This window comes from Sulfurimonas xiamenensis (assembly GCF_009258045.1).
In the GTDB taxonomy this organism is placed as follows: domain Bacteria; phylum Campylobacterota; class Campylobacteria; order Campylobacterales; family Sulfurimonadaceae; genus Sulfurimonas; species Sulfurimonas xiamenensis.
This window is the reverse complement of sequence record NZ_CP041166.1, coordinates 281,560-295,650: the sequence shown is the minus strand read 5'-3', so window position 1 is coordinate 295,650 and position 14,091 is coordinate 281,560. Positions and strand designations below refer to the sequence as shown.

At 35.4% G+C, this 14,091-nt stretch carries 18 protein-coding genes; 8 read left to right on the top strand and 10 right to left on the bottom strand.

What is annotated here, in order from left to right; genetic code table 11:
• Nucleotides 1–16: 16 nt before the first annotated feature.
• The 5 genes from FJR47_RS01660 to FJR47_RS01640 all read right to left on the bottom strand — a co-directional run bounded on the left by FJR47_RS01660 (nucleotide 17) and on the right by FJR47_RS01640 (nucleotide 3,701).
• Nucleotides 17–1,066 (bottom strand): dehypoxanthine futalosine cyclase, encoded by a 1,050-nt coding sequence (locus tag FJR47_RS01660; protein WP_152298755.1) that lies wholly within the window; start codon nucleotides 1,064–1,066, stop codon nucleotides 17–19.
• A 3-nt stretch (nucleotides 1,067–1,069) separates the two neighbouring features.
• Nucleotides 1,070–1,468, bottom strand: a complete 399-nt coding sequence (gene nusB, locus FJR47_RS01655; RefSeq protein WP_152298754.1) for a transcription antitermination factor NusB — start codon at nucleotides 1,466–1,468, stop codon at nucleotides 1,070–1,072.
• Between the two features lie 2 nt (nucleotides 1,469–1,470).
• Nucleotides 1,471–1,935: a 6,7-dimethyl-8-ribityllumazine synthase gene (gene ribH, locus FJR47_RS01650; RefSeq protein WP_152298753.1), complete on the bottom strand. Its 465-nt coding sequence runs from the start codon at nucleotides 1,933–1,935 to the stop codon at nucleotides 1,471–1,473.
• Nucleotides 1,932–2,729, bottom strand: a complete 798-nt coding sequence (gene kdsA, locus FJR47_RS01645) for a 3-deoxy-8-phosphooctulonate synthase (RefSeq protein ID WP_152298752.1) — start codon at nucleotides 2,727–2,729, stop codon at nucleotides 1,932–1,934. The genes ribH and kdsA overlap by 4 nt, the downstream gene beginning before the upstream one ends.
• Nucleotides 2,730–2,813: 84 nt before the next feature.
• Complete coding sequence (locus tag FJR47_RS01640) at nucleotides 2,814–3,701, bottom strand: DMT family transporter (RefSeq protein ID WP_241855411.1); 888 nt, start codon at nucleotides 3,699–3,701, stop codon at nucleotides 2,814–2,816.
• A 71-nt stretch (nucleotides 3,702–3,772) separates the two neighbouring features.
• Here FJR47_RS01640 and FJR47_RS01635 point away from each other — a divergent pair, with 71 nt between their 5' ends.
• The 4 genes from FJR47_RS01635 (at nucleotide 3,773) to FJR47_RS01620 (ending at nucleotide 6,852) form a co-directional block, all read left to right on the top strand.
• Nucleotides 3,773–4,786 (top strand): hypothetical protein, encoded by a 1,014-nt coding sequence (locus FJR47_RS01635; RefSeq protein WP_152298750.1) that lies wholly within the window; start codon nucleotides 3,773–3,775, stop codon nucleotides 4,784–4,786.
• Nucleotides 4,787–4,876: 90 nt separating this feature from the next.
• The gene (locus FJR47_RS01630) at nucleotides 4,877–5,671 is read left to right on the top strand and encodes a DUF3108 domain-containing protein (protein WP_159571377.1); all 795 of its coding nucleotides are present in this window, start codon (nucleotides 4,877–4,879) and stop codon (nucleotides 5,669–5,671) included.
• A gap of 55 nt (nucleotides 5,672–5,726) precedes the next feature.
• Nucleotides 5,727–6,479, top strand: coding sequence for a DnaJ domain-containing protein (locus FJR47_RS01625; protein WP_152298748.1), 753 nt, complete (start codon nucleotides 5,727–5,729; stop codon nucleotides 6,477–6,479).
• Nucleotides 6,480–6,483: 4 nt separating this feature from the next.
• On the top strand, nucleotides 6,484–6,852 hold the full coding sequence (locus tag FJR47_RS01620; protein ID WP_241855410.1) for a cytochrome C: 369 nt from the start codon (nucleotides 6,484–6,486) through the stop codon (nucleotides 6,850–6,852).
• On the opposite strand, the gene FJR47_RS01615 is transcribed toward FJR47_RS01620, so the two are convergent.
• The gene (locus FJR47_RS01615) at nucleotides 6,849–7,298 is read right to left on the bottom strand and encodes a phosphoribosyltransferase (RefSeq protein ID WP_152298747.1); all 450 of its coding nucleotides are present in this window, start codon (nucleotides 7,296–7,298) and stop codon (nucleotides 6,849–6,851) included. The two genes, FJR47_RS01620 and FJR47_RS01615, sit on opposite strands and share 4 nt — an antisense overlap.
• A gap of 114 nt (nucleotides 7,299–7,412) precedes the next feature.
• On the opposite strand from FJR47_RS01615, the gene FJR47_RS01610 reads away from it, so the two are divergent.
• Both FJR47_RS01610 and der read left to right on the top strand, forming a co-directional pair.
• Nucleotides 7,413–7,994, top strand: a complete 582-nt coding sequence (locus tag FJR47_RS01610) for an LPP20 family lipoprotein (RefSeq protein ID WP_152298746.1) — start codon at nucleotides 7,413–7,415, stop codon at nucleotides 7,992–7,994.
• 114 nt (nucleotides 7,995–8,108) lie between these two features.
• Entirely contained in the window at nucleotides 8,109–9,578 is a 1,470-nt protein-coding gene (gene der, locus FJR47_RS01605; protein ID WP_152298745.1) for a ribosome biogenesis GTPase Der, read from the top strand.
• 37 nt (nucleotides 9,579–9,615) lie between these two features.
• Here the strand turns inward: der and hemJ are convergent, their stop codons facing one another.
• Together hemJ and hpf are read right to left on the bottom strand one after the other, a co-directional pair.
• Nucleotides 9,616–10,062: a protoporphyrinogen oxidase HemJ gene (gene hemJ / locus FJR47_RS01600; RefSeq protein ID WP_152298744.1), complete on the bottom strand. Its 447-nt coding sequence runs from the start codon at nucleotides 10,060–10,062 to the stop codon at nucleotides 9,616–9,618.
• Nucleotides 10,063–10,064: 2 nt separating this feature from the next.
• Entirely contained in the window at nucleotides 10,065–10,394 is a 330-nt protein-coding gene (hpf, locus tag FJR47_RS01595) for a ribosome hibernation-promoting factor, HPF/YfiA family (protein WP_152298743.1), read from the bottom strand.
• Between the two features lie 104 nt (nucleotides 10,395–10,498).
• Here hpf and trpS point away from each other — a divergent pair, with 104 nt between their 5' ends.
• On the top strand, nucleotides 10,499–11,464 hold the full coding sequence (trpS, locus tag FJR47_RS01590) for a tryptophan--tRNA ligase (protein WP_152298742.1): 966 nt from the start codon (nucleotides 10,499–10,501) through the stop codon (nucleotides 11,462–11,464).
• Here trpS and argF read toward each other — a convergent pair.
• Complete coding sequence (gene argF, locus FJR47_RS01585) at nucleotides 11,454–12,383, bottom strand: ornithine carbamoyltransferase (protein ID WP_152298741.1); 930 nt, start codon at nucleotides 12,381–12,383, stop codon at nucleotides 11,454–11,456. The genes trpS and argF overlap by 11 nt on opposite strands.
• A 99-nt stretch (nucleotides 12,384–12,482) precedes the next feature.
• A complete protein-coding gene (gene hemB / locus FJR47_RS01580; RefSeq protein ID WP_152298740.1) occupies nucleotides 12,483–13,454 on the bottom strand; it encodes a porphobilinogen synthase in 972 nt (323 codons plus the stop codon).
• 69 nt (nucleotides 13,455–13,523) lie between these two features.
• Here hemB and ribA point away from each other — a divergent pair, with 69 nt between their 5' ends.
• On the top strand, nucleotides 13,524–14,087 hold the full coding sequence (gene ribA, locus FJR47_RS01575; protein WP_152298739.1) for a GTP cyclohydrolase II: 564 nt from the start codon (nucleotides 13,524–13,526) through the stop codon (nucleotides 14,085–14,087).
• Nucleotides 14,088–14,091 lie beyond the last annotated feature (4 nt).

The following is a 14,091-nucleotide window of genomic DNA, read 5'->3' as shown; positions in this document are numbered from 1 at the left end:
TGTTTTTTTTATCATTTTATGCAAATTTCTCTAAAATTTCGTATGCTGTATTTCGCACAGCCGGGATTTCACCTACATCTCTTATAAGATGCACCATCTCTTCTTTCGCCATTTTGTAAGCCGCTCCCGCGCTGCTTACAACATTCTCTTCCATCATGGTAGAACCCAAATCATTTGCACCAAACATTAAAGCCATCTGACCAATGTATGGTCCCTGCGTCACCCATGAACTTTGAATATTTGGCACATTATCCAAATAGAGTCTTGCCACAGCTAGAAGCCTTAAGTAACGGTTTGATGAAGGCTTTTGCATATCTGGAAAAAGTCTAAGAAGTTCTGTATTTTCACTTTGAAAACTCCACATTATAAAAGCGCGAAAACCGCCCGTCTCATCCTGAAGCTTTCGTATCATGTCAAAATGTTCCACAATATCTTCATCGCTCTCAATAGTTCCGTACATCATGGTAGCCGTCGACATTATGCCGAGTTTATGCGCTTTTCTGTGGATATCTATCCATACATCAGAGTCGATTTTTTTGGGAGCGATAATATCTCTTACCTTATCAGATAGTATCTCCGCCCCTGCTCCGGGAATAGAAGCCAAACCTTTTGCATGAAGTCTCTCTAACACCTCTTCAACACTAATGCGTGAAACTTTGGCGATATAATCAATCTCGATGGAGCTAAAGCCGTGGATGGTAATTGTGGGATATTTTGTATGGATATGCTCTACCAAATCTTCGTACCACTCGATCTTTAGTTTTGGATGCACGCCGCCTTGAAAAAGTATCTGTGTTCCGCCGATTTCAAGCAGCTCGTCTATCTTCGCATCTATCTCGTCAAAAGTGAGCACATAAGCATCCGCATCTTTTTCATGTCTGTAAAATGCACAAAACTTGCAATCTACCCAGCATATATTGGTATAGTTTATGTTTCTATCAACTACAAATGTAGTGACATTATCCGGATGCAGCTCTTTTTTACGAGCCGTCGCCATCCGTCCAAGCTCTTTTAAATCTGCATTTTTTATAAGGTAAAGCGCTTCTTCTTTTGTTAATCTTTTCATTTTTTATTTATCTTTAGAAATTGCGTCTAACACACCGTTTATAAACTTAGGAGACTGCTCCGTTCCAAATGCTTTTGTGATTTCAACCGCTTCGTTTATGACCACGGCGGAATCAAGATCTCCATAAAGTATCTCATAGGTTGCAAGTCTAAGAGTTGCTCTCTCGATAGCTCCAAGTCTCTCAAAATCCCAATCTTTAAGATGTTTGACTATCGCTTCATCAACTGAAGCAATATTGCTCATAACACCTTCATAAAGAGTCAATGCAAAATCTTTTTGTTTATTGCGGATTTTTTTCTCTTCTAAAATCTCATCCGTATGTTCTGCAATATTTCCGTTACCCAAATCAAATGCGTACAACAGGCTTACAACCGCCATTCTGGCTTGATGTCTAGTGGCCATGATTAAAGGTTCTCGTAAAGATCAATCATTTCAATAACAACCGTCATCGCTTCAAAACCTTTATTGCCGGCTTTTGTGCCTGCTCTCTCTATGGCCTGCTCAATCGTATCGGTTGTTAAAAGTCCAAATGAGACCGGTTTTTTATGTTTTAAACTCACAGTCGCTATCCCTTTTGTAGCCTCAGCTGAAACATAATCAAAGTGAGGAGTTGAACCGCGGATTACTGCACCCAAAGCACATACGGCATCATACTTTCCGCTTGAGAGCAATTGATCAATTACCATTGGAAGCTCAAATGCTCCCGGAGCTAAAACATGCGTAAGGTCGGCGTCATCTCCGCCATGTCTTGCAAAAGCATCCTTTGCACCCTCTACAAGTCTATCTACTATAAAGTGATTCCATCTCGTACTTACTATTGCTATTTTTTTGCCGTTGACTACTTTTAATTTGCCTTCGATTAAATTCATCTATTTATTTCCTCTATCTTTTTAATTTTATTTATTAGAGCTTCTAACTCATCTAACTTTATCATATTTGGTCCGTCACTTAGAGCAATTGAGGGGTCAAAGTGTGTCTCAAAAAAGAAACCGTCCACACCGACTGCTGCCGCCGCACTTGCCAAGTAGGGCACCATCGTTCTGTCTCCGCCCGTTTTTCCGCCGAGTGCACCCGGAGCTTGAACAGAGTGCGTAGCGTCAAAAATAGTCGGTGCGAACTCTCTCATAATAACCAATGAGCGCATATCTACAACAATATTTCCATAACCAAAAGATGAGCCTCTTTCACAAAGATAAACGCCGTGCTTTTTAGAAGCTTCATAACTCACCTCATCACAACCACGCGTTTTAAGCACTTTGGCAACAGAGTATTTCATGTCCGGCGGATTGATAAACTGCCCTTTTTTGATATTTATCTCTTTGTCTGTTTTTGCGCATGCAACCAAAAGGTCGGTTTGACGGCACAAAAATGCGGGAATCTGAAGCATATCCACAACTTCGGCAGCTGTGGGAACTTGATATGATTCATGAACATCCGTTACGACTTTATATCCAAAATCTTCTTTCACTTTTTGCAAGATTCTAAGCCCCTCTTGCATCCCAAGTCCGCGAAAACTATCAAGTGATGTTCTGTTTGCTTTATCAAAACTGGATTTGAAATAAAAATCAATAGTATTGTCGTTTTGATACACTTCTAAAGCTTTAGCGATTTTAAAAATATTTGCTTCACTCTCTATAACACAAGGTCCGGCGAGTAGTTTCATATATTTACCTTTTGAAAAATAGGTAGTGATTATAGCATAATGCTTTTAAATACGAAGTTAACAAACACACAACAAAAATTTCAGTTACTTTGCCTTAGCGACCATTATACCGGCACTTACAATCAACACTATTCCACATGTCGTCATAAAACCCGGAAGAGAATCACCAAGCAAAGTACCTACCAAAATAGCAAAAACTATATTTGTGTAACTTACAGCCCCCACAATTCCCGCTTTTGTTTCACCGTAAGCTTTTGTCATATAGTACTGAGAGAGTGTTCCCAAAACACCTATTCCCACCACATAAATCCAGGTAATTTTATCCGGAACAATAAATTCTCCCATCATAAAATCTAGCTCTGGAAGATAAAAATATTTTGACAGGATAAAAAGGATAATCGGACCAATCGTTCCCACAAAAGTAAAAGAGAGGACTATCGCCCTTGTATCATAGTAGTTTCTAAGTTCTCTTACCGAAGTGTAAGCAAGTGCGGCTCCGACTCCGCTAAAAATTCCAAGCAGATCATACTTTGTAAATGCAATTCCGCTTGGCTGTGTTATAAGCAAAATCCCTCCAAAACCGATAAATACGGCAATCCATGCACTTAAAGAGAGTTTTTCTTTTAAAAAAGCCCATGCAAAAATGGCTGTAAAAATAGGTGCCGTCTTTGAGAATGTAACAGCATCTCCAAGCGGAATATTGGCAATATTGTAAAAATAAGCAAGAAGTGCCAAAAAACCCATCAAACCTCTAAAAAAAAGCAATAAAGGTTTTCCGCCTTTATGTTTCATAGGGGTTTTGTATAAGGTATAGCCTATTAAAACAACACCGAAAATATTTCTAAAAAATACAATCTCCAAAGAGCTTATACTCTCACTTGCAAGTTTTACAAATGCACCCATAATTGCGAATAAAAATGATGCTAAAAGCATATATTTTACACCGCTGTTTAATTCTTTTATCCATTTCATAAACGAAAGTATACACATCTTCTTTTAAATTAAAAGAAGCTATAATCAACAACATAAGCGGAGGGTGTATTATGTCATTTCGTGTTATTACTCTTTTATTTTATCTATTTTGCGCACTAAATGCAGCTGCAGATACTAACACGACTACTCAAACTTTTTCTCAATATATTGATGAAAAACACAAAAATTTTTCAAAATATATTGTTGAATTATTTAAAAGTGTAGATCAGAGTATAAGTGAATGGGTTGATACTCCAGATGTAAACACTACCTCAGAAAATGGAACAAAAGATTCAATTGATAAATTTTTTAAAGATGAAAAATTTATACAAGAGACTGAAGAGAGTTATCTTCGTATTCGTCTAGGTTCTAATTATCAATCAAAAGAGTCAACTGATTTTAAGTACAGGATAAGAGCACAAATACCTCTAAGCAAAAGCAAAAAAAACTTTCAACTTTTTGTTAATGATATTGAAAAAAACTATTTTGATGATACCGCTTATACAAAACAAGAGAGTGAAAAAAACACTTATGTGGGAGTTAATTATTTTGCACCTTTGTATAAAGATATTAAATCAAAATACTCCGTAGGCATTAGAAGTTTATCACTTTATGCAAGAGCTAGATACAGCAAAGACTATACAGCAGGAAAATGGCTGATTCAGCCTTCTCAGGAGTTTAAATATTCAACAAAATATGACTGGAGCGAAGAAACCGAACTCTATATTGACAGAATATTAACAGAAAATTCTCTCTTTAGAACAAGACTGCACCGAAAAACGCAAGCTCATATAGAGGGTTTTGACTATTCAGTTGCATTCTCTTACTATTTAACACTCTCTAAAAGAAAAGGATTTAATTTTACACAGCAGTTTTGGGGCAACTCCAAATATGTTTGCGATGCTGCACCGGAACCATTTAACGGCATAAGCAACTACTCAAGTTTTATATCTTGGCGTCAAAATATTTATCGTAAATGGATCTCTTATGAAATTAGACCGGGTATCAGTTTTCATAGAGAGTATGATTATGAACCAAACTATATATTTAGTCTATATTTTGATTTTTATTTTGGAAATATTTAAAAAAATATAAAAAAAATCGATTTTACTATAATCTCATATTATAATTAAATACAAATTTAGATATAATGTTTATTAAAAAAGAGGTATATATTGAAATATTTTTTAATACTGCTTATATCAATAAGTTCTTTATTTGCACAAAGTCTATCAACTCGTTACGATGTTGATGTAAGTCTCTTTGGCAATGTTGGTTATGCTGATATAACACTTAAAGAAGATGACAAAAACTATGAAATCAAGCTTGTGGCAACTACAGTAGGAGTTGCAGCAACACTTCTGCAAAATAGAGTTGAAACCTTTACAAGCAAAGGAAAAATTATAGGTGGCAGATACATTCCGGATATTTTTATAAAAACAAAAGAGACAATAAAAAAAACAAGAGTTCAAACATACTATTTTGACCATGAAAAAAAAGAGATTAAACTAATAGAAGAGAAAACAAAATTGGTAAACGAAATGAATTTTGACCCTGCAACTTTTAAAGTCACTTCAAAAGAGGTAGAAAAAAAATCAAAAAAAGAGACTACTCTTGATAAATACAAAGAGAATGATGTACTAAGCTCTTATCTAAATACAAAAAACAACTGTAATGCCAAACAAAAAACATATAAACTGTTTGCCGTGGGCGCGCATAACGATAAAAATGATGTTTTAGTATCTTATCTGGAGGATTTAGAAAGAGAGAGTGCAGTAGCAAACTTTTCTGAGGGCATTGCAAATATATACAATTTACATGTAGCTCCGCTAGATAAAGATGAGAGCGTCGTCGATGTTCTTGTTGCATTTGATAATGACGGATTTTTAAAAGAGGCTCTGCTTGGTGAAATATTTTGGGTCGGAAAGATTACGGCAAAAAGAGTTTATCATAAGGTTGCATGCAACTAAGTGTTTCGCTATTAACTACTCTCTTCTATAATTACAAAATTAACAAAGGATATATATGGGAAATTTACTACTTCTTGCCGCTATAGGCGCATTTTTTTACTGGATATTTAAAAGCTACGCAAAATATACAACTTATTCAAAAGAGGCTTTTAAAAATTTTTCAGTGTCCAAAGAGTCTCTTCAAAAAAGTGAGCTCGGTCTTTTTATTGCGCTTGTAGCAAAGGTTGCAAAAGCTGACGGAAGAGTCGATGCTTTAGAAGCAGAGCTCGTAGGAATAATGTTTGATGATATCTCAGCGGTTTTTCCTGAGCCGCACAAAACAAAAGATATACTAAAAGAGATCTTTAATGAGCATAAAAATAGATCTCACGACTTAAGAGAAATTGCCTTGACATTGGGCAATACAATAAAAAGAGATAAAAACAAACAGCATCAATTTATGGGCTTTTTAATCCAGCTTGCATTTATTGATGGCGAAGTCAGCAAAAGCGAAGAGGAGGTTTTAGCCTCTATCGCAGAAGCATTGAGATTTGACCCTAACGCTTATCACGCCATATTTGACAAATTTGAAAAAATGGTACACAACATTAAACCAAAAGCAAATATAAATGATGCATATAAAATTCTAGGCGTAAATGAAAGCGACGATATGAATACAATCAAAAAAGCGTATAGAAAACTCATTAGAGAGTATCATCCCGATATCATAAAATCTCAAGGAAAAGATGATGCCTACATGCAAGAAGCAACTGCTAAAACGCAGGAGATAAATCAAGCTTACGAGATGATAAAAGCACATAGAAAGTAATGATATGAAGCCGATATTTTTAGCGATTATACTATCACTCTTTTCTCTCTTATACGCGCGCGAGATGGGTTCACTTCTGTTTAACGGAAACTGCATAACCTGCCACCATCCTACAAAAACAATCTCTGCTCCGGCAGTAGTAGAATTTAAAGAGAGATATATGAACGCATTTAGAGACAAAGATGAGTTTGTCTCCTATATGGCGACATGGGTAGAGCATCCAAAAGCAGAAACTTCTCTTATGCATGATGCAATTGAAAAACATGAACTTATGCCTGAACTTGGATTTGACAAAGAGATGTTAAAAATCATTTGCGAGTATATATATGAGACTGATTTTACAAAAAAAGATGTTGAATACTGGAGGGATTAAGTTTTTTTTATAAAATCCCTCTCCCAAAAAAAATCAATCCAGTCATCTGCTTCATTGATCCAAAAGTGCGGTTCATATACAGATGTTTTTTTATAAAAAAGAGTTGCTGATTTAAACTCTATATTCTTATGTTTATTTTCCAAATAGTGCATAACAGCCTTAAGTGTATCACCGCTGTCAGATATATCATCTACAACCAAAACCTTTTTTACATCTCTAAATTCACATGTGGCAAAAATATTTAACTGTTCTCTTTTTAAAGTTTTATCATAAAGCTCTGTTCTTATGCTTTGTACATGGCGTATTGCCAAGCCTTCTGAGATGGCATGTGAAAGAGTTAAACCACCTCTTGCGACTGCTACTATGGCTTCAAATTGTAAATCTCTTACTTTTTCTATAAGAGTGAGTGTATCAATTCTAAAATTTTCATAACTATAATATTTCATAGCTTTATTATACAATTTAAAACTTTTTAATTTCTATTAAATTATTTTTTTTCAGTAAATATCATTTAAGATGAAAGTCGCTACAATGATTTTAGAAAAAAAAGGAGATCTGACATGATCAAAACCATTTCATCAATTATAATGGCAGGAATATTTTTTGTTGCAATTACAGGCTGCAGCAGCAAAGATGCTAAAGTAGAAAAACGCAGTGTAGATTATGCTTGTATACAAGAGAATGTGTCTGCACCTTCGTGGACTTGTGTTCCCGAAGCGGAGGGTTCATATGCAGGTGTAGGTATAGCTGAAAAAAGTGTTGCGGGAATGGATCATATGAGAAGAGTAGCTCTTGCCAACGGCCGTTCTGATTTAGCACATCAGATAGAGTCTCAAGTTAAAGATAAAATCACTATCTATACTGGGACTACAGGTGCAAACGAAAGCGAAACAGTTGATAAGGCGATAGAAACTATAACCAAACAGGTTGCAAAAGTTAATTTAATAGGTTCTAAAGCCATTGATATGTGGACTGCTCCATCAGGTGCTATTTATGTTCTAGTAGCCGTTTCACAAAAAGCTGCAAATGAGCAGATTCAAAACAATATAAAAACAAGTTTTAAAAATGATCAGGCTCTTTGGCAGCAGTTTAAAGCTAAAAATGCTTTAGAAGATCTTGAAAAAGAGTTTTTGACTGAATAAAACTTTTTTTTATTTCAACTCTCTCTTTTGAGAGAATTTCTTTAAACAATTTATAATCACCTCTTATTTCGATATAATTCCAAACAAACTACAAATTTTATTTAGGCTACAAATATGAAAAAAATCGCCATTATCGGTCGTCCAAATGTTGGAAAGAGTTCACTCTTTAACAGATTAGTTAAAAAGAGAGATGCTATTACATCTGAGCAGGCAGGGACAACAAGAGATGTAAAAAGACGGCATGTTACTATCATAAACAAACAGGCGCTATTATTAGATACAGGCGGACTTGACAAAGGGTGTGAACTTTTTGACAAGATAAAAGAGAAATCCCTTGAAGCTGCAAAAAAAGCAGATATTATCCTATATATGGTTGATGGAAAAAGCATTCCTGAAGAGGAAGATAAAAAACTTTTTTATGAACTTCAAACATTAGGAAAAGATGTAGCTCTGGTTGTAAATAAAATTGACAATGACAAAATGAAAGAGAATCTTTGGGATTACTATGAATTTGGAACAGATGCTATCTTTGGCATATCTGTGGCACATAACAGAAGTATAGTTGCGCTTCTTGACTGGGTATATGAAAAAATTCCTGATTCTGACACTATAAAAGATGAAGATGATGTAAATATTATCGAAGAGGATGATGAAGACGAGTTCGATTTTAACGAACAAAACGAAGAAGAGGAGGATGACAATTTCTTTTACACAGATGTAAATGAAGAGGAGTTTGAAGATGACTCCATATTTGCTCAAAACGACAAGATAAAAGAGTTTGATGAAAATGATATAAATCATATAAAGATCTCTATTATCGGTCGTACAAATGTTGGAAAAAGCTCACTCCTAAATGCTCTTCTAGGTGAAGAGCGCTCAGTTGTAAGCAGTGTGGCAGGAACTACAATTGATCCTATTGATGAGAGTATTGAGTACAAAGGAAAGCAGCTTACCTTTGTCGATACTGCCGGATTAAGAAGACGCGGTAAAATTCTCGGAATTGAAAAGTTTGCTCTTATGAGAACAAAAGAGATGCTTGAAAACTCAAATATGGCGCTTGTAGTTCTTGATGCAAGTGAGCCTTTTTTAGATTTAGATGAGAAAATTGCAGGTCTTGTTGACAGCAACCGTCTTGCCTGCATCATTGTTTTAAACAAATGGGACATCGCTAAAAGAGAAGATTATGACAAAATTATAGAGGAAGTAAGAGACAGATTTAAATTTTTAGCTTATGCGCCTATAATTACACTCTCTGCAAAATCACATAAAAGAGTTGATAAGCTCTATGATATGATTTTAGAGATCAATGAAAACTACTCTCAGCGTATACCGACATCAAAACTTAACGAAGTTTTGGAAAAAGCCATGAGAAAACACCATCTTCCATCCATGCACGGTCAAATTATTAAAATATACTATGCAACACAATATGAAACAAGACCGCCAAAGATCGCTATCGTTATGAATAAACCAAGAGGTTTGCATTTTACATATAGAAGATATTTGACAAATAAACTAAGAGAAGCTTTCAACTTTACAGGAACACCTGTTCTTTTTAAAGCGAAAAAACGCGGAGAGAAGTAAAAATCAAACGGAATTAACTCCGTTTGACACTCTATAATTAAAACGGTTTAATAATTACCATTGCAACTATCACAAGAAGAAGAAGCGTTGGAACTTCATTGTAAGCCCTAAAAAACTTTCCGCTCTTCTTACATTCATCATTTAAAAACTTTATTCTAAAATATCCCAAAGAGAAAAAATATGCGATTAAAATAAGAACAAAAAGTATCTTAGCATGCATCCAACCGCCTGTTGACATAATATTTACTCCGCCATAATGCGAAGTAGATAAAAATATCATTGCAACACCGCTTATAACAGTTGCCCACATTGCAGGAATACCGATATATTTATATATTTTCATCTCCATAACTTTTACAACTTTTACAAATCCCTCATTCTCAGCATTTTCTGCATGATATACAAAAAGTCGCGGCATATAAAAGAGAACCGCATACCATGAGATAAAAGAGAGGATATGAAACCAAATTATCCAGTTATACATAACTACTCTTCTACTATTTCCATATCTTTTATAGAAGCCGCTTTATGAGAAACAATTTTGTCATGAAGACGACGAAGCGCTTTTGTAGCTCTGTCAATAGCTAAATCTATAGCAGCATCCAAATCATCATCACTCTGGCTTATAACTACAGGTTGTGCATGCGCCACATGAATATCAAATTCAACTGAAACACCTTTTTTTTCCGCTCTAACATAAACATTTACACTTGTAATATCTAATGCATATTTTTTAAAACTATCAATAGCTGCTTCAATATGAGCTCTTCTGCTTTCATGTAATGTTATATCTTTTGCATGAATTTGTACATTCATAATAAATCCTTTTATACCTCTATAATAAGTTAAATCATAGCGAAATAAAGTTAAAGAATGTATAATGTCATAACTAAAATTTAGAAATTTTTGGAGTTATATAAATGAGAGTTTTAACAGGTATTCAGCCATCTGGAGATTTACATATCGGAAACTATTTCGGCTCAATAAAACAGATGGTAGAAGCACAGTCACAAAATCAAACTTTTGCTTTTATTGCAAACTATCATGCCATGACAAGTGTCAATGACGGCAAACGCCTTGGTGAACTTACCATGCAGTGTGCTACAGACTTTTTAGCGCTTGGAATTGATCCTGAGAAATCAGTTTTCTGGGTACAGTCAGATGTAAAAGAGGTTCTTGAACTCTACTGGACTTTATCATCATTTACACCTATGGGACTTTTAGAGCGTGCTCACAGCTACAAAGACAAAACCGCCAAAGGATTTGCAACAAACCACTCTCTTTTTTCATATCCTGTTTTAATGGCGGCTGACATTTTGCTTTTTAACTCCAATGTCGTCCCTGTAGGAAAAGATCAGATTCAACATGTAGAAATTGCAAGAGATATCGCCATCAAATTTAACAACCAATATGGAGATATTTTAACGATTCCTGAATTTAAAGTTCAAGAAGAGGTTGCAACAGTTCCGGGAATAGACGGACAAAAAATGTCTAAGAGTTACGGAAATATCGTCAATATTTTTGGAGATGAGAAGAGTCAGCTAAAGACAATCAAAAAAATTGTAACTGAAAATGTTTCCGTAGAAGAGCCAAAAGAGTACGAAACATGCAATGTTTACAATATGGCAAAACTTTTTTTAGAGGGTGACAATCTAAAAGCACTTCAAGAGAGATATAGAAGAGGCGGTGAGGGACACGGACACTTTAAGATCTATCTTGCGGAAGTTATGTGGGAGTATTTTAGAGAATATAGAGAGAAAAGAGAGTATTTCGAAAAGCACCAAAATGAGGTAAGAGAAATTTTAAAAAATGGAGCAGACAAAGCAAGAGAGATTGCAATGCCGACCATTGAAAAGATAAGAAGCGTAAGCGGAATCAGCTATTAAAATTTTGTTTCTTTAGCCAGACCATCAGCCCTTTTTGGGCATGAAGTCTGTTTTCTGCCTCACTAAAGATGATATCAGAGTGTTTTTCAAAAAGCTCTTCGCTAACTTCCAAACCTCTATAAGCTGGCAGACAGTGTAAAAATTTCGCATCTTTTTGAGCCAGTGACATCATCTCATCATCAACCATAAAGCCTTTAAAAGTTTTTATACGCTCCTCTTTTTCATCCTCCTGCCCCATAGAAACCCATGTATCAGTTGTTACAACACTAGCGCCTTTTACCGCTTCTTTTGGATCATTCATAATTTTTATAACTGCTTTGCTCTCTTTTGCAATTTTTTGCGCATCATCAAGTATCTTTGCATCAACTTCATACCCTTTTGGAGTAGCAATACGAAGCTCAAAACCAAGTTTTGCAGCAAGCATCATCCATGAATGCGTCATATTATTGCCATCCCCCACATAAGCTGCAATAATATTTTTATCCATACCGTGTTCAACCAAAGTCATATAATCCGCCAAAAGCTGAACCGGATGATATGAATCTGTAAGTCCGTTGATTACCGGAACTCTCGAGTAAGAGGCAAACTCCTCTATCATAGAGTGCTCAAATGTTCGTATCATAACCATATCGCACATACTTGAAATCACGCGGGCAGTATCTTTTACAGGCTCTCCGCGACCCAGATGAATATCACGATTTGAGAGAAAAAGAGCATGTCCTCCAAGTTGAAACATTCCAGTCTCAAAACTAACACGCGTTCTTGTCGAGCTCTTTTCAAATATCATCGCAAGCGTTTGGTTTTTTAACTCTTGATTGTAAATATTTGCTTTTAAATTCTTTTTAATGCTAAGTCCGGTGTCAATAATCTCTAAAATTTCTTCTTTTGTAAAATCTTTCAGTGTTAAAAAGTGTCTCAAAATTTTCCCCAAAAATTCAAATAAGCTCTTAGTTTATACTAAATTTTCTTTTAGATTGCTTCTAAGAGCTTTTATCAGCATCTTAACAAACGCAAAAGATTACTTTTGTAACATTTTTGCAACCTCTTTTGCATGGTAAGAGATAATAATATCCGCACCTGCTCTTTTAAAAGCAATCATTGTCTCCATTACAACTCTATCATAATCGATTAGATTATTCATCCCTGCCATCTTAAGCATTGCATACTCGCCGCTTACATTATATACCGCCATTGGAAGCGAAGTGTTCTCCTTTATCTCTCTGACAATATCAAGATATGCAAGAGCCGGTTTTACCATTAAAATATCAGCACCCTGAAGTTCATCAGAAATGCTCTCAGCAATAGCTTCTCTTCTGTTTGCAGGGTCCATTTGGTATGATGCTCTGTCGCCAAAACTCGGTGTTGACTCTGCCACATCACGAAACGGTCCATAGTATCCTGAAGCAAATTTTGTTGAGTAGCTCATAATAGGAAGATTGACATATCCTGCACCATCAAGCGCATCTCTTAATGTTTCAATTATCCCATCCATCATGCCTGAAGGTGCTATCATATCTGCTCCCGCCTTTGCATGAACTATGGCTTGTTTAGCAGATATTTTAAGTGTGGCGTCATTGTCTACAGTTTGATGCTCTTCATCAATAATTCCACAGTGTCCATGATCAGTATATTCACAAAAACAGAGATCCGTTACTACGAACATATCCGGATGCGCCTCTTTTATAGCACGAATTGCTTTGGCAATTATGCCGTGTTCGCACAAAGAGTCTGAGCCTATAGAGTCTTTTACATCAGGAATTCCAAAAAGTATAATTGCATAAATACCGAGTTTTTTAAGCTCTTCACACTCTTTTATCACCTCATCTATACTCATCTGAAAAACACCCGGCATTGATGCTACTTCTGTTTTAATTCCCTCTCCGGAGCGTACAAAAAGAGGATATATAAAATCTTCTACACCTACTTTTGTCTCACGGACAAGTGAGCGAAGATGGGCATTTAAGCGAGTTCTACGAAATCTTTGAAACATTGTTAAACCTTTTTAGCTATAATTTTAAAAAATATTTTACCTTTTTAAAGTTAAAGTTAGGAAAAATAATTGAACATAGAAATTTCTGAAATAGCAAATTTACCATCAAGATTTGGCGATTTCAAAGTCAAAGCTTTTAAAGAAGGGTGCAAAGAGCATCTGGTCATATTTAAAAAAAATTTAGATGAAACTCCGATAGTCAGAGTCCATTCAGAGTGTCTGACAGGTGATGCAATAGGAAGCTTAAAGTGTGACTGCAGAGATCAGTTAGAGCATGCGTTAAAATTGGCATCTAAAACAAACGGCATGGTTATATACTTAAGGCAAGAGGGCAGAAACATAGGTTTGCTTAACAAGATAAACGCATATGCTCTTCAAGACAAAGGTTTTAACACAGTAGAAGCAAATCACCAGCTTGGATTTGCAGCAGATGAGAGAACATATGAGATTGTGATTTTTATACTTAATCACTTCAATATAAACAAGATAAAACTTCTTACAAACAACCCAAGAAAGATAGAGTCTTTAGAGGGGATTGAAATTGTAGAGCGCATTCCTATTATTATGAAATCAAATCCGCATAATGAAGCTTATTTAAATGTTAAAAAAGATGAGATGGGGCACCTGCTTTAAAAAA